Raw genomic sequence first — 24,611 nt, 5'->3', positions numbered from 1 at the left:
GTTGCCGCCAAACATAATATGTTTGTCAGCAGTCTGAAGCAGGCTAAATGCCTGCTTATTGGATATTCAATATTGTTGAAATACGAATTATTGCATGGTGTCTTGCGGTGCAACAACCAACTGCCCTACAGACCCTAAATCCGCCTTCTCTAAATTGTGGCTATAAAATAAGAACGGGAAATGGTTATAGGACGGTTGCATCATTTGAACTAATAATTCAACTCGGCTATCAACCCACACTGTATCTTTCCAGCCATAATCTTCTGGCGGTGTTGGTTTACCATTACGGTTTAAGACCTTAAAGCGCACACCTTCAATATGAAATGCTTGCGGTTCATTCGTCGTCACAACCCAACGTTCCCAATTGCCTTGGCGGCTTGAGAAATCAACCCTGTTTGTATCAATAGTCGCATTATTAATACCAAAACCATCATTAAGGTGAATATTACGTTGTGTAATACTGGATGTGACTTGCGTTTTATCTTCAACTAATTGTGCCGGTAAACCATCCGTTACCAATGACATTAATCCAGTTGCCTTGATAGTTAATACATTGGTTGAAATTAAGCTATTCGATGGTTCAAATAGCCCTTTTAAACGGTCCATAAAGGTAGCCGACTCGCCCGCAGTAATGGTTAACTCTTGCGTTTTCGCCATATCAATCAAGACTTCACGCCGTTCCCCCGGTGCTAATGGGAGTTCCTGAACACTAACAGGTACGGTTAATAACCCTTGATCAGATGCAATCAATGAAAATGGACGACCATCACTGATTTTCATTACATAATAACGGGAGTTCGACGCATTTAATAATCGTAGACGTACCCACCCTCGAGAAACTTCAATGTATGGATTTTGTACGCCATTAACCAGTAATGAATCGCCTAAAAACCCGTTTTCATCGGCTTTGTATTCAGGGACGCCAAAATTATCTAAACGCTTATCTTGAATAATGACAGGAAAATCATCAACACCATAGTGTTTAGGTAAACGCAGGTTTTTCGTCACATCATCTTCGATGATCCACATCCCCAATAAACCATTGTAGACTTGCTCGCCCATTTTCCCTTGAGTATTTGCATGATACCAAAGCGTTGCTGCATTTTGACGTATCGGGATCACTGGAGACCAGTCCGCATTAGGTGAAATTAACCTTGCCGCTCCACCAATTTGTGTTCCTGGTATTTGCAACCCGCTGATTGTCATCGAAACGGCTTCAGGTAAGCGATTACTATAAATAAGCTTAATATCATCGCCATTTTTTACTTTGACTGTCGGCCCAGGGGAAGAACCATTTACTCCCCAAATATCGGCTGAATATTTTCCATCATAAGACCAATGAATTTTTTGTAATGTTAAAAATAATGGCTGTCCAGACCGTGATTCTAATAATGGTGGCACAGGTAAAGCTGTCGCCCCCTCTGCATTTGCATAAATTGGCACATAGGACAAACATAGAGCCACCCCTGCCGCTATCAGGGCTTGGCATCGATTGAATGACATAAATTCTCCGCTAAACAAAAATTCCAGCGCATTTTATTATTTAGTATTGTAGATTTTCAGCCTATAAAATGGCTAATTTATGATTGGACCCAGCAATATAACAACTTAGATACAACAATTTAAGGTCGCAATAATTTGTAAGCCATGATATCGCGAAAAAAGGCTAAATTCTAAAAATATCTAGCAAATGTGTAAAAATATAATTAATAAGATTATAAATAGTAAGGGTAAGTAATTAAAAAAGGAAATAAGACAGGTAGGAAACAATAAAGTCAATTTATGCTGTATTCAACCTAAAAGAATGAGCAATATTTGTATATTGCCCATTTTTAAATAAATTCAATGAATTAAGTTATTTGCCTTGTTTTGCCATTTCTTCGACTTCGAGATCGAGTTCTTTTATTTTTGCTTCCATTAAAGCATGGCAATGCTCAGATAACTCCCTCACTTGCTCTCGGCTATAAAGCGATGTATCAATAGGGTCTAGCATTTCAATAATGACAGTACCGTTATTCCAACGGTTTAACTTAATTTTACCTTGTGTACTAGAAACGCAAACAGGCACAATCGGTACCCCTGCTGCAATCGCTGCATGAAATGCCCCCGTTTTAAATGGCAGTAAACCACGACCACGGCTGCGAGTACCTTCAGGAAACATCCACACAGAAATTTTACGTTTTTTAATCTGGTCAGCAACTTGCGTGATTGTGTTATGGGCTTTAGAGCGATTAGCGCGGTCAATTAAAATATTACCCGTTATCCAATATAAAAAGCCAAAAAAAGGTATATAAACCAAGCTTTTTTTACCAACGGTTACCGTTCTTGGTAATACCCCATTTGACATAGTCACCATATCGTAATTGTTTTGGTGATTACCAATATAAATACTCGGGCCATAGCTCTTAGCTTTCTCGGGTACACGATTTATAATGTTAATCCCAAAAACGACTGATAACCGCCCGAACATGTGACCAAATGTCATTACGTGTTTTGGGTTACGAGGGCTAAATAGACAGTAAATCCCGCCCCCTACACACACCGCAATCGTATAAATAATAACAATGATCGCTCTAATAAGCGCTAACATACTAACCCCAAATTGTAAGAAGCTTTTCAGCTCCATGATGAATATTATCTACTTATAAACCTTTTGAAGTTCATACTAAAAAAGGTTTATAAGGTTTGTTCTTTGTTAATTATTCAGACTCTACTGGCTCAATATCAATACGCTCAATATTGTGCATTCCACGCGGTAACGACGTCCCTTTACGACCTCGTTCTGAACGATATTTTTGTAAGTCTTCTGCTTTAAACTTCAGCTTCCGCTTACCGAAATGCAAGGTCATTGATGCCCCCACAGGCAAAATCATCAACCAAGTCAATAAATCATCGCCAGTTGCCGCTTGCGTACCTGCAATATTGATAATTTTATTTCCTTTACCTTTTGAAAGTTGAGGTAAATCCGCCACAGGGAATATTAACATACGCCCTGCCTTGGTAATTGCCAATAGCAAGTCTTCTTGTTCATTATGCAGTTCAATTGGTGCCAATACTTTTGCATTTTCAGGCAAAGAAATTAAGGCTTTACCAGCTTTATTTTTAGTGACTAAGTCATTGAAGGTACAAATAAAACCGTACCCCGCATCAGAGGCCATTAAATATTTCTGCTCGTCAGGCGCCATTAATACATGTTCAATGGTCGCACCTGGAGGCAGAGTTAATTTCCCCGTTAGAGGCTCACCTTGACTACGCGCTGAAGGTAATTCAAGCGGATCCACAGAATAACTGCGCCCTGTTGTGTCAAGGAATACCGCCGCCTGATTTGACTTACCTCGCGCAGCCCCTTTAAAACCATCTCCCGCTTTATAATTTAGGTTAGTCGGCTCGATATCATGCCCTTTAGCACTTCGCACCCACCCCATATCAGAAAGCACAACGGTAATCGGTTCTGACGGTAAAATTTCATGTTCGCTCATTGCTTTCGCTTCTTCACGCTCATGCAATGGGGAGCGACGGTCATCACCGTAATCTTTGGCGTCAGCTTGAATCTCTTTTTTAATCAACGTATTTAAACGTCTTTCAGACCCAAGAATCGCTTGTAAATCATCGCGCTCTTTGGCTAATTCATCTTGCTCGCCACGAATTTTCATTTCTTCGAGCTTGGCTAAATGGCGTAATTTTAACTCTAAAATAGCTTCAGCTTGGGTATCACTGATATTAAAACGTGACATTAAAACCGCTTTGGGTTCATCTTCTGTACGAATAATTTCAATGACTTCATCAATATTCAGATAAGCAATCAATAAACCATCTAAAATATGTAAGCGTCTTAATACTTTTTCTAACCTGTGATTTAAGCGATTACGCACAGTTTGGCGACGGTAAGCAATCCACTCATTTAAGATCTCAACAAGCCCTTTTACCGCAGGTCGGTTATCTAAACCAATCATATTAAGGTTAACGCGGTAGCTACGCTCTAAATCCGTTGTCGCAAATAAGTGCGTCATAACCTGTTCAAGGTCAACACGATTACTACGTGGAACTATCACCAAACGTGTTGGGTTTTCATGGTTAGATTCATCGCGTAAATCTTCAACCATCGGCAATTTTTTCGCGCGCATTTGGCTGGCGATTTGTTCTAAAACTTTCGCCCCAGAAACTTGATGAGGGAGAGCCGTGATAACAGCATTACCATCTTCTTTTTCCCACACCGCACGCATGCGTACAGAGCCGCGCCCATTTTGATAAATCTTACGAATATCATCACGGGAAGAAATAATTTCTGCTTCCGTAGGGAAATCAGGTCCCGGCACAAATGCCATGATGTCATCAAGATTTAGCGTAGGTTTATCTAGTAAAGCCACCAAAGCTTGAGCCACTTCTCGGGCGTTATGTGGTGGAATATCTGTCGCCATCCCAACCGCAATACCCGTTGTACCGTTTAACAAAATATTTGGCAAACGTGCAGGCAACATTTTGGGCTCGTTTAGCGTACCATCAAAGTTTGGTACCCAATCGACGGTGCCATGGCCAAGTTCACTGAGTAAAATTTCAGCGTATTTGGATAGTCGTGATTCGGTATAACGCATTGCTGCGAATGATTTAGGGTCATCCGGTGCCCCCCAGTTTCCTTGACCATCCACCAGCGGATAACGGTAAGAAAACGGCTGCGCCATCAAGACCATCGCTTCATAACAAGCGCTATCACCGTGTGGATGATATTTACCGAGAACATCACCCACAGTTCTGGCGGATTTTTTATATTTTGCAGTGTTGCTTAAGCCAAGTTCTGACATTGCATACACAATACGGCGCTGAACAGGTTTAAGCCCATCGCCAATAAACGGTAATGCCCTATCCATGATGACGTACATCGAATAGTTCAGATAGGCATTTTCAGTGAAAGCATGAAGCGGTAAGCGCTCTACGCCATCATGAGTAATTTCACTCATTCAATTCGTTCCTTTCTCATCGCAATTCGGGTATTAGACATCAATTTCAGCCATATCGCCTTTTTCTTGCAGCCAATTACGGCGATCTTCAGAGCGTTTTTTCGCAAGAAGCATATCCATGACCGCAAGTGTTTCTTGGTAGTTTTCATCATCGATAATTAGCTGTACAAGACGACGAGTATTTGGATCTAATGTCGTTTCACGTAATTGCAGTGGGTTCATTTCCCCCAGCCCTTTAAATCGCTGAACATTGGGTTTACCTCGCTTGCGGCTAAGGCGTTCAAGTACAGCATTTTTTTCGCTTTCATCAAGGGCGTAAAACGTTTCTTTGCCTAAATCGATACGATATAACGGCGGCATTGCCATATAGACATGCCCTGCTTTTACTAATGTTGGGAAATGACGGACAAATAACGCACATAGCAATGTAGCAATGTGCAAGCCATCGGAGTCCGCATCCGCAAGGATGCAAATTTTCCCATAGCGTAATTGACTAAGGTCTTCGCTATCAGGGTCTATTCCAATAGCAACAGAGATATCATGTACCTCTTGGGAAGCTAAAACCTCATCAGAAGACACTTCCCATGTATTGAGAATTTTACCGCGTAGCGGCATGATAGCTTGGTATTCGCGGTCACGCGCTTGTTTTGCAGAGCCCCCTGCGGAGTCCCCTTCTACAAGGAACAATTCCGTCATACTCAGGTCTTGCGAGCTACAATCGGCTAATTTACCCGGTAAAGCAGGGCCACTGGTGAGTTTTTTACGCACCACTTTTTTCGCTGCACGCATTCGACGCTGCGCGCTAGAAATTGCCATTTCTGCAAGCTGTTCAGCCACTTGCACGTTTTGGTTAAGCCATAAACTGAAGGCATCTTTTACCACGCCCGAAACAAACGCAGCGCATTGACGAGAAGACAGACGCTCTTTGGTTTGCCCCGCAAATTGTGGATCTTGCATTTTAACGGAAAGCACATAAGTACAGCGCTCCCAAATATCATCAGCTGAGAGCTTAACACCACGAGGCAATATATTGCGGAATTCGCAAAATTCACGCATCGCATCGAGCAACCCTTGGCGTAAACCATTAACATGGGTTCCACCTAGTGCTGTTGGGATAAGGTTAACGTAGCTTTCCGTCAGTAATTCCCCCCCTTCAGGCAGCCAGAGCAACGCCCATTGTGCGGCTTCTGTTTCCCCTGAAAATTCACCTGTAAATGGCTTTGGGGGTAACGCTTCAAGGCCGTCAATTGACTCCATTAGGTAATCGGTCAACCCGTCACTGTAGCACCAACTTTGCTCTGTATCGTTGAGCTTATCCTTAAACGTGATTTTCACGCCAGGGCATAAAACAGCTTTGGCTTTTAAATTATGAGTTAAACGAGTTACTGAAAATTTTGGACTATCAAAATAGCTGCCATCTGGCCAAAAATGCACGCTAGTCCCTGTGTTGCGTTTTCCACAAGTCCCTATTACATGTAAATCTTCAACCTTATCGCCGTTTTCAAAGGCAATTTGATACACTTGGCTATCACGACGAACAGTAACTTCAATACGTTTTGATAACGCATTGACGACAGAAATCCCGACACCATGCAAACCACCTGAGAATTGGTAGTTTTTATTGGAGAATTTCCCCCCCGCATGTAATTGCCCCAGGATCAGCTCAACCGCTGACACTTTCATTTCTGGGTGAATATCGACAGGCATACCGCGCCCATCATCAATTACTTCAAGGGATTGATCGGCATGTAAAATAACCTCAATATGGCTCGCGTGCCCCGCAAGCGCTTCATCGACGCTATTATCAATTACTTCTTGAGCCAAATGGTTCGGTCGACTGGTATCGGTATACATCCCCGGACGACGGCGAACAGGCTCTAAACCACTGAGGACTTCAATGGCCTCTGCGTTATAACTAGATTGAGTCATGTTGTCATTCTGCGGTAATAGGTGATTAATTGAACTATTCAATCAGTGAGTTACTGTTGATAATAACAGTGTTCATACGTTTTGACACTATTTCTCTGCCAATTGTAGGAAATCAACAATTTGAGAAAAGTAAGCGTCAAAACCAATAAAGGCATGATTACCGTCAGGTTCCACAGTTTGTTTGCACTTTGAAAGATAGGCAACAGCCTCTCGATAATCAAGTACTTCATCGCCCATTTGTTGTAACAACCAGATAAGCTGGGGGGATGTTAATCTTTCAATGTATAAGGATTTTAGCTCATTAATGTGCTTTTCTTCCAACACATATTGTTCATGAGTATATGGGTTTGTATTGTCGCCTAAGTAATCTTGCAGTAAATCAAAAGGACGTACCGCAGGGTTTACGACGACAGCAGGAAGCTGATAACGCTCTGAAAACCAAATTGAAAAATAACCGCCGAGCGAAGAGCCGACTAACCCCATTTTCTCATGCGGATGCTGTTGGACAATATCATCCAACATAGCTTGAGCTTGCTGAGGGTAATTCGGTAACTGCGGTACAATCATATTAATTTGCGGATAATTCACCTCAATCCATTGCTTTAAGTTATTAGCTTTAGCTGATTGAGGGGAACTATTAAAACCATGAATATAAAGTAGAGTTGACATAAGCGAATTAATAACCGTCTGAGTCAAGGTCAGGGCTAAATTCCCTTGTATCTAAGCGATGAACGCGGGTTGTAATATGCCTTTGCCCTTGTTCATTAATACTTAATTCTAAATATCGCCAGCCTGGCGCGACGGTATCAAGCGCAAAATTAGTACAGTGAGGCTTAAATTGCACACAGGTAGAAGGCGTTGCCAACAACCGAATACCGTGCCAGTTTTCATCCATTTCTTGGTGAATATGGCCACATAGCATCGCTTTAACATTTGAGTAGCTTTTTAAATAATCAGCTAAAATATGTGAATTTCTCAAACTGTGCTGATCAAGCCAAGTACAACCCGAGGCTAGAGGATGGTGATGCAGCATAATCAATGTAGTACGTTCAGGTTCAGCATCTAAGCTGGCTTTCATCCACTCTAACTGTTGCTCAGAAAGCTCGCCATGAGGTACATCTTGAAGTTGGCTATCAAGCATCAAGATTTGCCACTCATCACCAATTAAAACTTGTTTAGCGCTTGAAATCCCAGCAATTCTGAGTGTTTTGACCATAGCCGGTGGATAGTCATGATTACCAGGAAGCCATACGCAAGGAGCAGGAATACGCGCAATACCATCCGCAAAATGCTGATAAGCTTGTGGTGATTGGTCTTGAACTAAATCCCCTGTCGCCACAATTAAGTCGATTGGGAGATTTTCCTCTGAGATAGCATCAAGTACCGCCTGATAGCTACGGTAAGTATTTACCCCTAAAAGCGTATTTTCTGTATTAGCAAAAAGATGCGTATCAGTAACCTGTAAAATTCTCACAACTTTAGAGTTCTTTGCAGTCACTTCAAGCTGGCTGTCCAAAAGTATTCCTTTTCTTAAATATTATTTAGTACCTAATCTATTCATTACAACTATATAAAAGCTCAACATACTTACAACTATCTTAAAGCTTTACTTTCTAACTTTCTGATAATCAGCACACACTTCATCAGATTAATCGTTATTTAACACAGTTTCATCCACTTTTCATGAAGTTTTTGATAGTGAAGTTGTAACCATTGAATCGCTATCACTGTTGCTGCATTATCAATTGTGCCGTCTTCAACCCATTGAAAAGCTTGCTCTCGACTAACCACATGTACGCAAATATCTTCATTTTCTGACGCTAGCCCATGAACACCTTTCGCTTGGCTGCTATCAACTTCACCGATAAATACATGCATACGTTCAGTCGTACCGCCAGGGCTAGAAAGATAACTTACCGCTTTTTCAGTGCGACCAATAATAAGCCCAGCTTCCTCAACGGCCTCACGACGAATAACCTCTTCCGGTGATTCGTTTTGCTCTATCATTCCAGCTACTGCTTCAAGTAACCAGGGTGTTTCACTAGTCTCAATCGCTGGCAACCGAATTTGTTCAATTAAAACAACACTATCTGCTTTCGGGTCATAGGGTAAAACCACGCCAGCATGGCCGCGTTCAAAAACTTCACGGCGAATTTCTTTACTCCATCCCCCCGCGAAAAGGCGATGACGAAATTGATATTCAACCATTTGAAAAAAACCGTTAAATAATTTACGCTTGGATATAATTTCAACATCATTTTTGCCGTATTTAATTGGCTGCTCTATTTGTTTTGTCATTTCATTCTCCAAACCCAATTATTCCATCTTAAGGAAATAATTGTGGATTAAAACAGTTTTTAAGGTTTTTTAACCTTAGATGAGGTAATGTTTAATAAATTGAGACAAAATGGCACAAAAGGCTACCGTTAATAGAAGTGATACTCTGTTACAATAAGCGCCATTATTCAAATCAAAGAGCAACGTAGTGTCTGTTTTTAATAACTGTCTCTAAAACGGATAATTTAATATCTATCGCCTAGTTAGGCATGGTACGTTTTAGGCAACAGACTCAACTTAATTTGCTGTTTAATCAAGGAATCAAAATGAAGAAACTGCTTCCCCTTTTAATTTCGATGAGTTTTGTGGGTCTCAGTACCAATAGCTATGCAGAAGATTTACTACAGGTTTACCAAAAATCCAAAGAAAGTAACCCTGAATTAAGAAAATCATTAGCTGAACGTAATCAAGCTTTTGAAAAAATTAATGAATCTCGCAGCCCATTATTGCCACAATTAGGTTTAGGTGCAGGAGCTAGCTACGGCAGTGGTTACCGTGACGCAAGAAATACTGAAAGCACAGGTTTAAATGCTTCACTGAAACTCACTCAAGTTGTGTTTGATATGTCGAAATGGCGTCAATTGACTATCCAAGAAAAAACCGCGGGTATTTCTGATGTCACATACCAAACAAGTCAACAGCAATTAATTTTAGATACTGCAACTGCGTATTTTAATGTGTTAAAAGCGATTGACGCGTTATCTTATATTGAAGCAAATAAAGAAGCCGTTTATCGCCAATTAGACCAAGTTACACAACGCTTTAACGTTGGCCTTGTTGCCATTACCGACGTGCAAAACGCCCGTGCAAACTATGATAGCGTTATTGCACAAGAAGTCGCTGGCCGCAATGATTTAGAAAATGCGATTGAAAAACTGCGTCAAGTCAGTGGCGTGTACTACAGCCAACTTGCTTCTTTAAATATCGACCGCTTTAAAACCAATGAGTTGGGCGATATCAACGCTATCCTAAAAGAAGCAGAAGAGCGTAACCTCAGCCTATTAAGCGCACGTTTAGCACAAGATGTTTCTCGTGAAAATATTCGCTTAGCAGAAACAGGCCACATGCCAACAGTTAACTTAGATGCATCAACATCAGTCACAAATAGTTACCAACACGGCAGCGGTTATAATACTCCATATGGTGGTGGTGCGACCAACAGCTATAATGGTCAAAATAGCATTGGCTTAAATTTAAGCATTCCACTGTATACTGGTGGCGCAGTCAGTTCTCAAGTTGAACAAGCACAATATGGTTTCCAAGGTGCTAGTGAACAACTAGAAAGCGTTTACCGTAATGTGATTCAGTTAGTTCGCTCATCATTTAATAACGTATCATCGTCAATCAGTAGCATTAATGCCTACAAACAAGTCGTTGTTTCCGCACAAAGCTCATTAGATGCAATGGAAGCTGGCTATCAAGTAGGAACTCGTACCATTGTTGACGTGTTGACAGCAACAACTGCGCTATACCAAGCGAAACAAAACCTGTCTAATGCACGTTATGACTACATGATTAACCAACTGAATATCGAATTTGCTCGTGGCACATTGAACGAAGACGATATTGCCCGCCTAAATGCGAATTTAGGTAAAGAGATTTCAACCTCTGCAAGTAGTATTATTCGTAATACCAACGCGCCAAAAATGAATTAAAATTCTTAGTTTATTTGAAAATGATATAATGGCCCGCTTATATAGCGGGTTATTTTTTGAAGGAAGCCAAGTAAATCGTTTAGAATTGCTAATTTGCACTAATTGAACCGCTTACAACCCCTTTTTATTAGCCTCTGGCACAAATTCAGTTAATTCTCACTCTTATTACTGCGCGCTAGAGCAAAAAACAGCCAATAGTTAACACATTGATATAAAATAAAAATATTATTTTTCCCTTTAACTAATACCATGCTAAATAGGAAAAAATAGCAAAAAGTTATCAAAATGATAAATTCAGCTCATTTCTCCTATATTTCTGCTTTAATTTTCAGCGTTTATCCCCTATCCTAGAGCTAACATCTAAAAACATCTTACTTAATTAAATTCAGGGTAATTACCATGACCATGAAGCGTACCAAAGATATTAATCAGAGCGCCTTCCGTAAGTCTTGGCGTTCATACCGTTTAGCGCCTGTGGCTGTTGCGGTCAGTGCCGTATTTATGCTTTCCGCTTGTGAAGAAAGTGATGAAACCGTCTCATTGTACACAAACGCACAAGACTGTAGCCAAGCGAACCCATCACAAGCAGAACAGTGCACTATCGCCTACAATAATGCGCTACAAGAAGCCGCTAAAACTGCACCTAAATATGAAACTCAAGCTGACTGTATTGCTGAGTTTGGTGAAGCTATGTGTACTCAAGCTCCGGCTCAAGCAGGTATTGCAGGCACTAGCTCAACAAATGGTGAACAAACGGCTCAAGCACAAAGCAGCGGCGGTAGCATGTGGATGCCATTAATGATGGGTTATATGATGGGCCGTATGATGGGCGGTAGCGCTGCATCACAACCATTATTCAGCTCAAAAAACCCAGCTAGCCCTGCCAATGGTAAGTTTGTTGACGCTTCAGGTAAAAGCTATGGCCCTGCTGTTGCAGGTGGCCGTTCCATGAGCGTACCAAAAACAGCCATGGCACCTAAACCACCAACAACTTCAACAGTTACCCGTGGCGGTTTTGGTGACACCGTAAATAAACAAGCGATGGCACAGCGTTCATCTTCTTCTGCAAAATCAACCTCTTCTTCCCGTTCGATGGGTGGTTGATAAGTAATGAAACGAGTTCCTATAGTAGAGCGCCCAAACTGGCGCGAAAAAGCTTCTGAGTTTGGCTTTGAATTTCATACTATGTATGGTGAGCCCTACTGGTCAGAAGATGCGTATTACCAATTTACTATGGCACAAATTGAAGAAATAGAAGATGCAACCGAGCAGTTGCATCAAATGTGCCTAAAAGTGGTTGAACGTGTTGTTGAAAGCGATGAGTTAATGGCACGTTTTCAGATCCCTAAGCATTGTTGGGAATTTGTTCGCAGCTCATGGAAAAGCGAACAACCTTCGTTATATTCTAGGCTTGACCTCGCTTACGATGGTATTAACCCTCCTAAGCTTTTAGAAAATAACGCGGATACTCCAACCTCATTATACGAGTCTGCATTTTTCCAATGGATCTGGTTAGAAGATCAAATTGAAGCAGGGAAATTACCTGAAAATGCCGATCAGTTTAATAGTATTCAAGAGCAATTGATCGAACGCTTTACGCAATTAAAAGATCAGTATGGTTTTCGCTTGTTGCATATGTCTTGTTGCCGTGACACTGAAGAAGATCGCGGTACCGTTCAATATCTACAAGACTGTGCAAATGAAGCGGGTATTGCCACTGAATTCTTATATATCGATGAAATTGGCCTAGGTGAAAAAGGTGAGTTTTCGGATACCCAAGATCAGGTGATTAGTAACCTGTTCAAGTTATATCCATGGGAATTTATGCTAAGAGAAATTTTCTCGACTAAATTGCAAGACGCTGGCGTACGCTGGTTAGAACCTGCATGGAAGAGCATCATTTCTAACAAAGCTTTATTGCCTATGTTGTGGGAAATGTTCCCAGATCACCCAAATTTACTGCCTGCCTATTTTGCGGATGGCAAAACCCAGCCAGAACTCGAGAAATACGTTATTAAGCCATTATTTTCTCGTGAAGGTGCTAATATCCGTATCATCGAAAATGGTAAGGAAATTGCAGCCGCAGATGGCCCATACGGCGAAGAAGGTATGATTATTCAACAATTCCATCCACTTCCACAATTTGAAGGTAACTATACCTTAGTCGGAAGCTGGTTGGTGAATGATCAACCTGCGGGGATCTGTATTCGTGAAGATAAAGAACTGATCACTCAAGACTTATCACGTTTTTACCCACATGCGATCATCGACTAATCGTATTTAGCGTTAAAAGGAAAGCCCAAATATAGCAATATGATTTGGGCTTTTTTGTTAGTCAATTCTATAGCAGAAAACTTACCCTACCTGAATAGACAACATACTTAACGATGCCGACACAATTCCTTCAATCGGTGTACTGATCTCTTCTTGACCATCCCAAGTTCCTAAAATAGGTAAAATAGGTAAGTAATGTTCTGGTGATGGGTTAGATAATTTGCCATCCTCCCGTTCTAATCCTTTAGTCAGTGGGTGAGGCGTTTCATGACTTTGCAGATTGTCATATACAAATTTTTCAAAAGATATTGCCCACGGGTACGGCTCAGCATGAGAGTTCTGCCAATTCATCGCCCGTAAATTGTGGACAACATTGCCACTGCCCATAATCAGCACGCCTTTCTCCCTTAAAACACTCAATTTTTTACCGAGTTCATAGTGCCAAGTGGCGGGCTTGCTACCATCGATACTCAGTTGGATCACGGGGATATCCGCTTCTGGATACATACGCAGCAAAATTTCCCATGTACCGTGGTCTAATCCCCACTCTTGTTCATCAAGGTAAATTGGCTCAGGGGCTAGTAATGAAACAACTTGCTGAGCTAATTCAGGAGAACCAGAAGCTGGATATTCGATTTGATACAAGGCTTCGGGGAACCCGCCAAAATCATGAATCGTTTTTGGTTTTAACATCGAAGTCACAGCAGTACCGCGCGTATACCAATGGGCTGAAATCACCAAAATTGCGCGGGGCCGAGGTAAGGCTTTACCGAGATTTTCCCACGCTTGAGTGTAAGGATTATCCTCAATCGCATTCATAGGGCTACCATGACCAATAAAAATGGCAGGGATCTTATTTTTTACCACCGAAGTATTTACCGACATGATGATTTCAACTCCAACTCAATTAGTTTCTCCCTACAGCATACGCTTTCCAACAAAAAACACAGTGGGCTAATTATGAGTATGATCATCAAAAAAATTGAAAAGGCCACGAGGTGTGCAACTCAGTGGCCTTTATAACATTCTATATGCTTAACAGACTATTTATTACCTAAATAACTAAAACCATTACATTAGATAATATTCAAGATATGACGAGAAAAAAGATTAGCTCGCTTTCTTTTCCTGCAACTGACGATACTGAACTAAGTCTTCAATCGTCACTACAGTCAAACCATGTTGCTGACCAAACGCAGCCACTTCAGGGGTACGAGCCATAGAACCATCATCATTGGTTAACTCACACAACACACCAGCTGGCTTGAAACCTGCCAATATTGCTAAGTCGATAGACGCTTCAGTATGACCACGACGCGTTAATACCCCGCCTTCACGGCCACGCAGAGGGAAAACATGTCCTGGGTGGTTAAGGTCTGAAGGAACGGCGTTATCTGCAATTGCGGCACGAATAGTGGTGATACGGTCTGCGGCAGAAACACCTGTCGTCACACCTTGTGCGGCTTCAATGGTCACAGTAAAGCCTGTTTGATTTTGGCTCGTATTGTTATCTACCATCATAGGTAGTTCGAGTTGCTTGCGGCGCTCTTCAGTAATACAAAGGCACACGATCCCACTGCTATAACGAATGGTAAATGCCATTTGCTCGGCAGTCATAGTTTCTGCTGCAAAAACTAAATCGCCTTCGTTCTCACGATCTTCATCATCAAGAACAAGAACACCTTTACCTTGGCGTAATGCCTCGATAGCATTTTCAACACGTTCGATAGGATTGCCAAATACAGAAAGTAGCGAATGATCCATGGTAAAAAACCTCTTAAATAGTTATTAACTAGTTACCAGAATCAAGGCAGTCTTAGGAATACGAGAAATGGTGAATATATAAATAGCCAATAAAAGGCATTTACCTATTCAGGTATGCAGAACACTATTGTGCGTAATCGCACAAACATGCAGATACTGTTAATTCTCTCCCATCCGGACTATAACCGTCGGCCCCAGATTCACACTGGGTCTGCTGACCTTTACCATAAAAATGATAAAGCGCTCGCGGGCTTCATGCGTGATGCATGTTTACCGCCGGTGGGGACTTTCACCCCGCCCTGAGATATACGCAATTAATATAACGCCAATAATTCAAGTTCGCAACGATGATAATCAAAATTGGCGAATGACTCACACTTTTAGCCAAAAAACATGAATAAAAACTTAGAGTTATCAAGGTTAATTTCACTACTGGCTCTAAACCTCTCTCTAAATAATTCAAGCTAGCGCAAGGCAGCAAGAGGTATTAAACTAGTCCCAACAATTCACAACAATATTTTGATAAACTTAAGGACCCGCGAAATGCTCGATCCGAAAAAAATTGAACAAGTTGCCCGCCAAATTCAAGGCGCTTTACCACAAGGCGTACGCGATTTAGGTGAAGATTTTGATAAAAAACTGCGTTCACTGTTACAATCACAACTCGGCAAATTAGACTTAGTCAGTCGTGAAGAATTTGATATTCAAACTCAAGTCTTATTACGCACCCGTGAAAAATTAGCGAAGATGGAACAACGCGTCAGCGCACTCGAAGCCCATTTAAATGTAGAAGAAAAGACAGCTGAGTAATTAAATTGAAAAAGTGACACCTCTTTAATTTTAGATAAATAAAAACCTCACGGCGTTTTTACATACCCACGTGAGGTTTTTAACTAACTAATTAATTAATAATGATAAATTAACTCGTTTTCATAATATTTTTAATGATATTCGTTGTGGAAATACCATCTTCAAAGTTAAGGACTTTGACCTCGCCTCCCGCGGCCCACACTTCCGCACTGCCCGCTATCTCTTCAGGGCGGTAATCCCCCCCTTTAACTAAGATGTCTGGCAGCACTTCTGCGATTAAGCGTTGCGGAGTGTCTTCTTCAAAAGCCACAACCCAATCCACTGCCCCCAAAGCACCTAAAACGGTCATGCGTTGTTCTAATGGGTTGACTGGGCGTGTTTCACCTTTTAAGCGGCGTGTCGATGCATCGCTATTTACAGCTACAATCAGACGGTCTCCCAATTTACGTGCATTGGCTAAATACGACACATGCCCTGCATGAAGAATATCAAAACAACCATTCGTCATCACCACACGCTCACCGCGCTGTCTTGCATTCGCAACGGCTTGTTTCAATTCACTTTCGCTCATCACACCAAACCCGGTGTCAGCACGGCCACGAATGGCATTTTCCAATTCAATTGGCGAAACCGTGGAGGTTCCTAATTTACCCACGACCACGCCTGCTGCGGCATTAGCCAATGCGCAAGATTCATGTAATGGGCGGCCAGATGCAATAGATGCAGCAAGTACGCCAATAACCGTGTCCCCGGCTCCTGTCACGTCAAACACTTCTTGCGCCTGAGTCGGTAAATGTAATGGCGCTTCATCGCGACGAATTAAGCTCATACCTTGTTCTGAGCGCGTAATTAACAGTGCTTTAAGCTCCAATGACTGAAGCAGCTTCATGCCTTTTTCTTCAACGTCTTGATTGTTTTTACATGGCCCAACAATCGCTTCAAACTCAGACATGTTTGGCGTTAGTAATGTTGCCCCGCGGTAACGTTCGAAATTGTTGCCTTTCGGGTCAATCAAGACGGGAACATTGGCCTTGTTGGCAAGCGCTATCATCTTCTCGACATGAGTTAACGCCCCTTTCGCGTAATCAGATAACACCAGAGCACCAATATGAGGTAACGCCTGTTCAATGCGTTCCAACACAGGTGCGACATCAACATTGTCAAAACCTTCTTCAAAATCAAGACGGATAAGTTGCTGATTACGTGAAAGTACACGTAATTTAGTAATCGTTGGATGGGTTGGAATAGCGACAAAATCACAACGCACCTGCACCGCATTTAAGTTTTCAGTCAGTGCTTTTGCCGCGTCATCAATCCCAGTTAACCCGACAAGACGTGAATTTGCCCCTAACGAGGCAATGTTCATCGCGACGTTAGCCGCACCACCGGGACGCTCTTCTACCATCGTGACTTTAACAACCGGAACAGGGGCCTCTGGCGAAATACGGTTTGCAGGACCATGCCAATAACGGTCTAACATAACATCACCAACCACCAGCACACCGGCTTGTTTATAATCCGGAAGAGTTACTTTCATCCTGCACTCCAGTTTTAAAAAGGAAATCTGATAATAATTAGCAACAATACTAGCATATTGCGCTATTTAGCTAAATAAAATGCGTTTATTCCTTATTCCTCAAGCCATTTTTGCCAACTCGCTAAAACTTGTTCACGTTGTTGAGTAAATTGGGTCATTTCAACACGGCTTGGCAATGATTGTAATGCTAAGTGATGAAGTTCATTACGCATCGTAACATACGCTTGAGTTAAGGCATTTGCTTCATCTTCTGGCATAAAGCCATATTGCGCCATCAGCTCGAAAATACGCACATTATCGGACCAACGCGTTAACACATTATTTTCTGTGGCAAAACGCAAAACTAAGTATTGTGCGATAAATTCAATATCAGTGATCCCACCGGGATCGGCTTTTAAATCGAACTCATTGGCTTGATGGCTTCCTAAGTGCTGATGCATTTTCAAGCGCATATCACGCACTTGCTGCTGCAAGGTGTGAGGGTCTCTTGGCATACACAGAGTTTCGTGGCGAGTCTGTATAAATTGCCGTTGTAAATCCTCATCACCAAATACCATTCGGGCTCGTATGAGCGCTTGATGCTCCCATGTCCAAGCATCATTTTTTTGGTAATCATCAAATGATTGTATCGTACTGACTAACATTCCTGACTCACCGGAAGGCCTGAGCCGCGCATCAACTTCATACAACACGCCTGAAGGTGTTCGAGTACTAAACAAATGGATAATACGCTGAGCAACACGTAAGTAAAATTGGCGTGCATCAATGGAGCGTTCGCCATTGGTAACCACATCTAAAGGGCAATCGAAAAGAAAAACGAGATCTAAGTCAGAGCCATAACCCAATTCCCAGCCGCCTAGCTTTCCATAACCTAATACCGCAAACCCATATTGTTTTTTGTCACTTTGCGCTAGATGTGCTGGCTCACCATAACGTTTTACCATTTTTTGCCATGCTTGGTGTACCACCGCATCAATAATCGCCTCTGCAAGGTAAGTCAGATGATCACTAACTTTCATTACGGGTAAAACACCTGAAATATCTTCAGCAGCGATACGCAATAACTGGGCTTGTTTGAATTGACGTAATGCTTCCAGTTGTTGTTCTTCGTCATCTTCAGGAACGCGCATTAAATATTGGCGCAATTCATCACGGTAAGCGGTTAGTGGTAGAGGTTGGTATAACGATTGAGGGTCGAGCAACTCATCAAGTAACAATGGGTGACGGGCTAACTGCTCTGCTATCATTGGTGAAGCCGCACATAGGCGAATAACGTGCGTCAAAACCTCATCAAATTCAAGCATTAACTCTAGGTAAGTAGTGCGGCTAACAATGCTCAGTAACAGTGGTGTGATGCGCTCAATGACTTGCCCTGCATCATCACGCTCACCGACTTTAGCCAATAATTTAGGCATTAATTCATCAAGAACATCTCGCCCTCGAGGACCAATGGTGCGTTTATTGAGATCATGACGGAACATCACTATACCGTGAATGATACGTTGTGCAATCTCTTCACTTTTAGACGGCAAATAGCTGGCTAATTCTTCTTTTGATAATTCACTTTGCCATAATGTGATATAAATTTCATCGAATACATCAATGTTCTCAGAGTCATCCTCCTGGCCTATTTGCTCGGTGAATATTTGATGCACAGCAGCCATTTTCTGACTCAAAACCTGATAAAATGCAGGCCAATCAGCAAAGCCCATCCCCCACGCTAAACGCGCCTGATTTAAAGCCTCTTCGGGGAGTGTTTGTGTCTGTTGGTCATCAATACATTGCAGTAAATTTTCGACTCTACGCAAGAAAAGGTAGCCATCTTGCAGAATATTAACCTGATCTTCGGTTAACAATGCGAGTTCTCTAATCCCTTGTAACGTTGAAAATAAAGATTGCGACTGTAAAACAGGTTCTCGTCCACCTCGAATGAGTTGGAAAACCTGTGAAACAAATTCAACTTCGCGGATCCCCCCAGCGCCTAATTTGATGTTATTGACCAAACCACGACGCCTAACCTCTCGCTCAATCATATTTTTCATATTGCGTAAGGATTGGATCACGCTAAAGTCGATATAGCGACGATAAACGAAAGGACGCAAAAGCTTTCGCAAACACTCCTCATAATGGAGGCTATCAGCGCCCATAATACGGGCTTTAACCATCGCATAGCGTTCCCAGTCTCGCCCTTGTTCTTGGTAATAATCCTCAAGTGCAGAAAAGCTAAAAACCAGCGGACCACTATCTCCAAATGGGCGTAAACGCATATCTACCCGATAGACAAAACCATACTCCGTCACTTGATCGAGTACGCGGATCAATTTTTGTCCTAAACGCGTAAAAAATTGTGCGTTATCTAACTCTTTTCGGCCACCTTGGGTCACCCCATTTTCTGGATAAGCAAAAATCAGGTCAATATCAGAAGAAAAATTGAGCTCTCGGCCCCCTAATTTTCCCATCCCTAAAACCAACAGCGGCTGCGGTTTTCCTTCTGCATTACAAGGTGTTCCCCATGACTGACGATATTCTTGATACAACCAGTCTCGCGCTGCAACAACCAAGGTTTCCGCCAATATACTGAGCTGATACATCGTTTCTTTTTGCGTGCTTATTTCTAGCACTTGCATCCATGCGCAGCGCACTAACATATGATGACGAAATGAGCGCAACACTCGCATCAAGTGGTCTTCGTCGCTAACAGATGACAAATCTTGAGCTAACCATGATGCATAACTTTTCCATTCATCGGCTTGTGGTGGTCGAGAGCGAATTTCAAGTAAAAACCGCGGATGTGCTAATACTTGCTTTAACACAAAATCACTGAATGCAAGCACTTGAATTTCTTGTTCATTTAACGGTAATAATTCATTCGTTTGTTCCGCTAACTGGCTTAAAACGCGTTCACCTTGGCTTTGTAATAACTCAGGAAAAGCATGCATATTATCAATACCTTAATGGGCTTCTTGATAGGTTAAAGCACTTAACCACTGGATAAAGGCTAATTTACACTTTAACCACTGGCTGCTATAGCAAAAATCCTCAGCACTAATTGCTTCATCGGCAATATCTGAACGTAATTGTTCCAGTGGAGTGTCATGAATAAAGTGAGGTACAGAATTTTGGTAATGCACTAAAAATGCCTGAACAAAACGTAAAAACTCACTGAAGCCTTGGCGTGCATTGCTGCCATTTGCTAACCAGTAGTCTTCATGCTGCTGGCAAAGTAATTGCATATGCGTTAATGATTTTTCGAGGGGGTACTCTTCATAGTCAAACACCGAATTTGGAGGAGTTAATGGCGCTTTTGTCGGCGATAACAATGAATAACCACGTGCAGCTTTGCTAAGTGATGACAAATGTAAGCCGTCGATATCTGCAAATTTCTTCGCTAAATTGAGTACATCAGCAATAAAGCCTTTTTTTAGTTCTAGTTCAAACTCTTGAATAGGCAAATCCTTTGCGCCAGAGGAAATTTCACCTTGGTCAAAAACCACTTCTATTTCACTATCTTCAAAAGTCACTAACCACTTTTCACGGGTAAAATTGGTGCTAAAGAGGATATTTAATTCAGACTGAAGCAGTGAAACATCAGTGCCTTCAGGCCAAATTTCAGCCGGTAATGCGGCTAAATCAAGCTCAGGTGAATCAATATCAACATTATATTCAGGCCGTTGGTGTAAGCCGCCTATCGCCTGCCCAGCCGTTTTCATTGTCATTTCATAACGACCATCACAACCGCGGATACGTAAGCCCATATCCCACTGACGTAACTGCTTATTTGCCGTATCAAAGTAGATATTGGTTAACTTCGTCGGCTCACTGTATTGGTGAGACAATGTCGATAGACACTGTCGTACAGCCTCTATTGCGGAACTCTTAGCGGCAAGTTTGAGTTCAACCTCTACGTGGCTCATACATATCCTTATTTAATTATTTCACTTCACTCATATTACCCCAATCAAGCTAAGCTGAGAAAAGAAACTGTATGATAAACAAAAATTCTACCTGTCATATTTCTTTCAGTGAGTTATATTGAAAACAAAGTAAAAATAAGGGTAATTTAGACAGTTAGGATAGTTCTCATTCTCCTTTAGACTGTAGAGACATCTGCGTTTAGGATTTGCACCCTCGCGTTTTACTCATTAGTATTCAATTAATATAAAACTCATTCACCATCAAAAGACTGTAAATACCATGCGAAAAATTCCATTATTATTAATTTCAATCATGGGGCTAGGCCTTTCCTTAAATTCACATGCAGCAGAAAAACGTTATGTGTCAGATGATTTATCCACATACGTTCATAGTGGACCTGGCACAAAATATCGTATTGTAGGTACGCTCAATGCCGGGGAAGCGGTTGAACTGCTTTCCACAGATAACAAATTTGCACAAGTTCGCGATGAAAAAGGTAGAACGGTCTGGTTACCTGTTGACCAACTCAGCAATACTCCAAGCATGAAAACCCGCATTCCAGAACTTGAAGCTGAGAATCAAAAGCTACGTCAACAACTCGACAATATCGACAGTACGTGGAATACACGAACTGCAGATATGCAGCAAAAAGTGGCTGATAATGACAATATTGTCAGCCAGCTAAAAGCCGAAAATGAAAAATTAAAAAATGAGTTGATCAAATCCGGTAAAAAGCTAGAGATTGCAGAGGTCAACTTAGATGATCGCCGTCGCGAATTAATCTTACAATGGTTTATGTATGGCGGTGGTGTTGCCGGTGTTGGCTTAATTTTAGGTTTGATTTTACCGCACATTATTCCGCGTCGTAAAAAACGTAATGATGGTTGGATGTAATTGAGGCCATTCAAATGAAAGTCTATCTCGTGGGTGGCGCAGTGCGTGACCAACTTCTTGGACTACCTATTTCAGATAGAGACTACGTGGTGGTTGGTACAACCCCCGAGGCAATGCTATCTCAAGGTTTTCAACAAGTAGGAAAGGATTTTCCGGTTTTCTTGCACCCAAAGACCCATGAAGAATACGCTTTAGCCCGAACAGAGCGTAAAATTGGTGCGGGCTATACTGGTTTTAGCTGCTATAGCGCACCTGATGTGACCATTGAAGATGATTTGCTACGTCGCGATCTGACAATTAACGCGATAGCACAAAGTGAATCAGGTGAAATTGTTGACCCATACCAAGGCGTGAAAGACCTCAAGAGCCGTGTTTTACGCCATGTTTCTGATGCATTTTCTGAAGACCCTTTACGGGTCTTGCGGGTTGCTCGTTTTGCTGCTCGCTACTTTGAGCATGGTTTTACTATCGCACCAGAAACATTAACCTTGATGCAAACAATGGCCGCTACAGGGGAATTATCTCACCTCACCGCTGAGCGCGTTTGGACGGAAACAGAAAAAGCGCTGAAATCAAATTCCCCACAGGTGTATTTTGATGTTTTACGCCAATGTGGTGCTTTAGCTGTACTTTTTCCTGAAGTTGATGCGTTATTTGGTGTTCCTGCCCCTGAAAAATGGCACCCTGAAGTTGATACGGGTATCCACACGCTAATGGTAATGAAAGTGATTGCCGAGCTATCTAACAATGTGGATATTCGCTTTGCGGCCTTATGCCATGATTTAGGTAAAGCGTTAACACCAACTGATATTTGGCCGAGCCATCCAAACCACGGTGAGGCAGGTATTCCATTAATAGAAACTCTCTGCGCAAGATTAAAAGTACCCACTACGGCTCGTGACTTAGCCCGTCTAGCGGCACGCTATCATGATAAAATCCATGTTATCAATAAATTACCTGCTAATGAGCTAATTGCGATTTTTGATGGGCTTGATAGCTGGCGTAAACCAGAACGTATTGAACAACTGAGTTTAATCAGCGAAGCTGATGCAAGAGGCCGGTTAGGCCTCGAACAGCAAACGTACCCACAAGGGATATATTTCAAGCAGGCTTTTACTATCGCACAAGCGGTTGATGTCAAACCTATCGTTGAACAGGGATTTAAAGGCCCTGAAATTCGCCAAGAACTTACAAAACAACGCATTGAAGCGGTAACAGATTGGCAGCAGCAACAAATCATCTAACGACCATAAAACTGGCGGCTAAACACCGCCAGTCATCATTTAAGCGGTTTTCATGCCTCTTTCTATAATAACCCCAACCTGCTTGGCTCGCGCCACGGCTCCCGGCTTAGCCACCTTAATACGAACCCATGGGCTAGCAAACTGTGTCATCAATAACTGTGCAACTTCTTCAGCAACACGTTCTACTAACCCAAACTTGTTATTCCCTACATGAGCTAGGATAGCCTGACTAACTTTGGCATAATCTAGGCAATATTCTACATTATCGCTCATAGACGCGCGTTTGTTATCCCATCCCATTTCGATATCGAGCACGAGTTTCTGTTCAATATCTTGTTCCCAGTCATATACACCAATCGTGGTGATGACTGATAATTGCTCAATAAATACGATATCCATCACGTCATTTTCTCATTTATGTACTGAATTGATACCACTTCAGCAAAAATATGCGTATTATCCAAGACTGAAGTGAATTTATGGCCTTAACCGTTTTTGGAGTTAGCTATGAGTGCAACCGCGCTTGGCATGATAATCTTCGCCTATCTTTGTGGCTCAGTTTCGAGTGCGATACTGATCTGCCGTTTGGCGAGACTACCCGACCCCCGTCAACACGGCTCTGGTAACCCTGGTGCAACTAACGTATTACGTGTAGGCGGTAAAGCAGCCGCTGCCGGAGTACTCATTTGTGACGTATTAAAAGGGATGATACCAGTTTGGCTTGCTTATTATTTAAATGTGCAGCCATTCTATCTTGGCTTTGTTGCAATTGCAGCCTGTCTTGGGCATATATATCCCATTTTCTTTCGTTTCAAAGGCGGAAAAGGGGTAGCAACCGCATTTGGTTCAATTGCCGCTATTGGTTGGGATCTTTCTGGTTTAGTCGCAGGGACATGGTTACTTACGGTATTGCTTAGTGGTTACTCATCACTCGGCGCGATTGTCAGCGCCTTACTTGCCCCCTTCTATGTTTGGTGGTTTAAACCTGAGTTCACTTTCCCTGTCGCCATGTTGTCTTGTTTAGTGTTAGTTCGCCATCACGGTAATATACAACGCCTTTGGCGCGGTCAAGAAAGCCGTATTTGGCAAAAACTAAAAAACAAAAAGCAAAAAACCAATAAAGAAATAGCCCAAGAAACCAAGGAACAAGAACTAGATGACTAATCGTTAATATGATTTTTCCTAAGAAGAGCTGATTTCAGCTCTTTTTTTATGCTATTTGCCTTGTTTAAAATTTCCAAAAACTCCTCCAATAACAACCGTTCGATATCTCTCCTTAAAACTGTACTGATAGCAA

The 24,611-nt window shown here is 42.0% G+C and carries 20 protein-coding genes and 1 riboswitch; of the genes, 7 read left to right on the top strand and 13 right to left on the bottom strand.

Annotated elements, in window-relative coordinates:
- Positions 1–87 precede the first annotated feature (87 nt).
- The 7 genes from ftsP to nudF form a co-directional block, all read right to left on the bottom strand.
- A complete protein-coding gene (gene ftsP / locus PSE83_RS16360) occupies positions 88–1,503 on the bottom strand; it encodes a cell division protein FtsP (RefSeq protein ID WP_004257690.1) in 1,416 nt (471 codons plus the stop codon).
- A 352-nt stretch (positions 1,504–1,855) separates the two neighbouring features.
- Positions 1,856–2,590, bottom strand: coding sequence for a 1-acylglycerol-3-phosphate O-acyltransferase (locus PSE83_RS16355; protein WP_036958188.1), 735 nt, complete (start codon positions 2,588–2,590; stop codon positions 1,856–1,858).
- Positions 2,591–2,699: 109 nt separating this feature from the next.
- Positions 2,700–4,955 carry a DNA topoisomerase IV subunit A gene (gene parC / locus PSE83_RS16350; protein ID WP_004257697.1) on the bottom strand — a complete coding sequence of 752 codons (2,256 nt, stop codon included), beginning with the start codon at positions 4,953–4,955 and terminating at the stop codon, positions 2,700–2,702.
- A gap of 33 nt (positions 4,956–4,988) precedes the next feature.
- A complete protein-coding gene (gene parE / locus PSE83_RS16345) occupies positions 4,989–6,884 on the bottom strand; it encodes a DNA topoisomerase IV subunit B (RefSeq protein ID WP_094961099.1) in 1,896 nt (631 codons plus the stop codon).
- Between the two features lie 87 nt (positions 6,885–6,971).
- Positions 6,972–7,553, bottom strand: coding sequence for an esterase YqiA (gene yqiA, locus PSE83_RS16340; RefSeq protein ID WP_004257706.1), 582 nt, complete (start codon positions 7,551–7,553; stop codon positions 6,972–6,974).
- 7 nt (positions 7,554–7,560) lie between these two features.
- Positions 7,561–8,400 (bottom strand): 3',5'-cyclic-AMP phosphodiesterase, encoded by an 840-nt coding sequence (gene cpdA / locus PSE83_RS16335; protein WP_004257710.1) that lies wholly within the window; start codon positions 8,398–8,400, stop codon positions 7,561–7,563.
- Between the two features lie 143 nt (positions 8,401–8,543).
- Positions 8,544–9,182 carry an ADP-ribose diphosphatase gene (nudF, locus tag PSE83_RS16330; RefSeq protein WP_004257715.1) on the bottom strand — a complete coding sequence of 213 codons (639 nt, stop codon included), beginning with the start codon at positions 9,180–9,182 and terminating at the stop codon, positions 8,544–8,546.
- Positions 9,183–9,487: 305 nt separating this feature from the next.
- Between nudF and tolC the strand changes: the two genes are divergently transcribed.
- The 3 genes from tolC (at position 9,488) to PSE83_RS16315 (ending at position 13,150) form a co-directional block, all read left to right on the top strand.
- Complete coding sequence (gene tolC, locus PSE83_RS16325) at positions 9,488–10,876, top strand: outer membrane channel protein TolC (RefSeq protein WP_036958003.1); 1,389 nt, start codon at positions 9,488–9,490, stop codon at positions 10,874–10,876.
- A 399-nt stretch (positions 10,877–11,275) separates the two neighbouring features.
- Positions 11,276–11,980, top strand: coding sequence for a DUF1190 family protein (locus PSE83_RS16320; RefSeq protein WP_004257725.1), 705 nt, complete (start codon positions 11,276–11,278; stop codon positions 11,978–11,980).
- A 6-nt stretch (positions 11,981–11,986) separates the two neighbouring features.
- Positions 11,987–13,150 carry a glutathionylspermidine synthase family protein gene (locus tag PSE83_RS16315; RefSeq protein ID WP_004257729.1) on the top strand — a complete coding sequence of 388 codons (1,164 nt, stop codon included), beginning with the start codon at positions 11,987–11,989 and terminating at the stop codon, positions 13,148–13,150.
- Between the two features lie 81 nt (positions 13,151–13,231).
- Here PSE83_RS16315 and ygiD read toward each other — a convergent pair whose 3' ends face one another.
- On the bottom strand, positions 13,232–14,035 hold the full coding sequence (gene ygiD / locus PSE83_RS16310) for a 4,5-DOPA dioxygenase extradiol (RefSeq protein ID WP_176489296.1): 804 nt from the start codon (positions 14,033–14,035) through the stop codon (positions 13,232–13,234).
- A gap of 225 nt (positions 14,036–14,260) precedes the next feature.
- Positions 14,261–14,914, bottom strand: coding sequence for a 3,4-dihydroxy-2-butanone-4-phosphate synthase (gene ribB / locus PSE83_RS16305; RefSeq protein ID WP_004257733.1), 654 nt, complete (start codon positions 14,912–14,914; stop codon positions 14,261–14,263).
- Positions 14,915–15,072: 158 nt separating this feature from the next.
- Positions 15,073–15,225: riboswitch (FMN riboswitch) on the bottom strand.
- A 232-nt stretch (positions 15,226–15,457) separates the two neighbouring features.
- Between ribB and ubiK the strand changes: the two genes are divergently transcribed.
- Positions 15,458–15,724: a ubiquinone biosynthesis accessory factor UbiK gene (ubiK, locus tag PSE83_RS16300; RefSeq protein WP_004257742.1), complete on the top strand. Its 267-nt coding sequence runs from the start codon at positions 15,458–15,460 to the stop codon at positions 15,722–15,724.
- Between the two features lie 109 nt (positions 15,725–15,833).
- On the opposite strand, the gene hldE is transcribed toward ubiK, so the two are convergent.
- The 3 genes from hldE to PSE83_RS16285 all read right to left on the bottom strand — a co-directional run bounded on the left by hldE (position 15,834) and on the right by PSE83_RS16285 (position 21,175).
- Entirely contained in the window at positions 15,834–17,261 is a 1,428-nt protein-coding gene (gene hldE / locus PSE83_RS16295; protein WP_004908578.1) for a bifunctional D-glycero-beta-D-manno-heptose-7-phosphate kinase/D-glycero-beta-D-manno-heptose 1-phosphate adenylyltransferase HldE, read from the bottom strand.
- Positions 17,262–17,353: 92 nt separating this feature from the next.
- Positions 17,354–20,200 (bottom strand): bifunctional [glutamate--ammonia ligase]-adenylyl-L-tyrosine phosphorylase/[glutamate--ammonia-ligase] adenylyltransferase, encoded by a 2,847-nt coding sequence (glnE, locus tag PSE83_RS16290; protein WP_272660986.1) that lies wholly within the window; start codon positions 20,198–20,200, stop codon positions 17,354–17,356.
- 12 nt (positions 20,201–20,212) lie between these two features.
- Positions 20,213–21,175 carry a CYTH domain-containing protein gene (locus PSE83_RS16285; RefSeq protein WP_272660985.1) on the bottom strand — a complete coding sequence of 321 codons (963 nt, stop codon included), beginning with the start codon at positions 21,173–21,175 and terminating at the stop codon, positions 20,213–20,215.
- A gap of 280 nt (positions 21,176–21,455) precedes the next feature.
- Here PSE83_RS16285 and PSE83_RS16280 point away from each other — a divergent pair, with 280 nt between their 5' ends.
- Both PSE83_RS16280 and PSE83_RS16275 read left to right on the top strand, forming a co-directional pair.
- A complete protein-coding gene (locus PSE83_RS16280; protein WP_036958005.1) occupies positions 21,456–22,070 on the top strand; it encodes a TIGR04211 family SH3 domain-containing protein in 615 nt (204 codons plus the stop codon).
- Positions 22,071–22,084: 14 nt separating this feature from the next.
- Entirely contained in the window at positions 22,085–23,314 is a 1,230-nt protein-coding gene (locus PSE83_RS16275) for a multifunctional CCA addition/repair protein (RefSeq protein WP_036958006.1), read from the top strand.
- Between the two features lie 39 nt (positions 23,315–23,353).
- On the opposite strand, the gene folB is transcribed toward PSE83_RS16275, so the two are convergent.
- The gene (gene folB / locus PSE83_RS16270; RefSeq protein ID WP_004257772.1) at positions 23,354–23,713 is read right to left on the bottom strand and encodes a bifunctional dihydroneopterin aldolase/7,8-dihydroneopterin epimerase; all 360 of its coding nucleotides are present in this window, start codon (positions 23,711–23,713) and stop codon (positions 23,354–23,356) included.
- A gap of 108 nt (positions 23,714–23,821) precedes the next feature.
- On the opposite strand from folB, the gene plsY reads away from it, so the two are divergent.
- Positions 23,822–24,478 carry a glycerol-3-phosphate 1-O-acyltransferase PlsY gene (gene plsY, locus PSE83_RS16265; RefSeq protein ID WP_004257775.1) on the top strand — a complete coding sequence of 219 codons (657 nt, stop codon included), beginning with the start codon at positions 23,822–23,824 and terminating at the stop codon, positions 24,476–24,478.
- Positions 24,479–24,611: the final 133 nt, after the last annotated feature.

The organism is Providencia sp. PROV150, assembly GCF_028481025.1.
In the GTDB taxonomy this organism is placed as follows: Bacteria; Pseudomonadota; Gammaproteobacteria; order Enterobacterales; family Enterobacteriaceae; genus Providencia; species Providencia hangzhouensis.
This window is presented reverse-complemented; position numbering and strand designations above follow the sequence as displayed.

Bases quoted from the DNA above. Each gene is read 5' to 3' on its own strand.
- ftsP (WP_004257690.1), bottom strand. From the start codon at position 1,503: ATGTCATTCAATCGATGCCAAGCCCTGATAGCGGCAGGGGTGGCTCTA.
- PSE83_RS16285 (WP_272660985.1), bottom strand. From the start codon at position 21,175: ATGAGCCACGTAGAGGTTGAACTCAAACTTGCCGCTAAGAGTTCCGCA.
- hldE (WP_004908578.1), bottom strand. From the start codon at position 17,261: ATGAAAGTAACTCTTCCGGATTATAAACAAGCCGGTGTGCTGGTGGTT.
- PSE83_RS16320 (WP_004257725.1), top strand. From the start codon at position 11,276: ATGACCATGAAGCGTACCAAAGATATTAATCAGAGCGCCTTCCGTAAG.
- yqiA (WP_004257706.1), bottom strand. From the start codon at position 7,553: ATGTCAACTCTACTTTATATTCATGGTTTTAATAGTTCCCCTCAATCA.
- PSE83_RS16280 (WP_036958005.1), top strand. From the start codon at position 21,456: ATGCGAAAAATTCCATTATTATTAATTTCAATCATGGGGCTAGGCCTT.
- parE (WP_094961099.1), bottom strand. From the start codon at position 6,884: ATGACTCAATCTAGTTATAACGCAGAGGCCATTGAAGTCCTCAGTGGT.
- folB (WP_004257772.1), bottom strand. From the start codon at position 23,713: ATGGATATCGTATTTATTGAGCAATTATCAGTCATCACCACGATTGGT.
- PSE83_RS16355 (WP_036958188.1), bottom strand. From the start codon at position 2,590: ATGTTAGCGCTTATTAGAGCGATCATTGTTATTATTTATACGATTGCG.
- tolC (WP_036958003.1), top strand. From the start codon at position 9,488: ATGAAGAAACTGCTTCCCCTTTTAATTTCGATGAGTTTTGTGGGTCTC.
- ygiD (WP_176489296.1), bottom strand. From the start codon at position 14,035: ATGTCGGTAAATACTTCGGTGGTAAAAAATAAGATCCCTGCCATTTTT.
- plsY (WP_004257775.1), top strand. From the start codon at position 23,822: ATGAGTGCAACCGCGCTTGGCATGATAATCTTCGCCTATCTTTGTGGC.
- PSE83_RS16315 (WP_004257729.1), top strand. From the start codon at position 11,987: ATGAAACGAGTTCCTATAGTAGAGCGCCCAAACTGGCGCGAAAAAGCT.
- nudF (WP_004257715.1), bottom strand. From the start codon at position 9,182: ATGACAAAACAAATAGAGCAGCCAATTAAATACGGCAAAAATGATGTT.
- ubiK (WP_004257742.1), top strand. From the start codon at position 15,458: ATGCTCGATCCGAAAAAAATTGAACAAGTTGCCCGCCAAATTCAAGGC.
- glnE (WP_272660986.1), bottom strand. From the start codon at position 20,200: ATGCATGCTTTTCCTGAGTTATTACAAAGCCAAGGTGAACGCGTTTTA.
- parC (WP_004257697.1), bottom strand. From the start codon at position 4,955: ATGAGTGAAATTACTCATGATGGCGTAGAGCGCTTACCGCTTCATGCT.
- PSE83_RS16275 (WP_036958006.1), top strand. From the start codon at position 22,085: ATGAAAGTCTATCTCGTGGGTGGCGCAGTGCGTGACCAACTTCTTGGA.
- ribB (WP_004257733.1), bottom strand. From the start codon at position 14,914: ATGGATCATTCGCTACTTTCTGTATTTGGCAATCCTATCGAACGTGTT.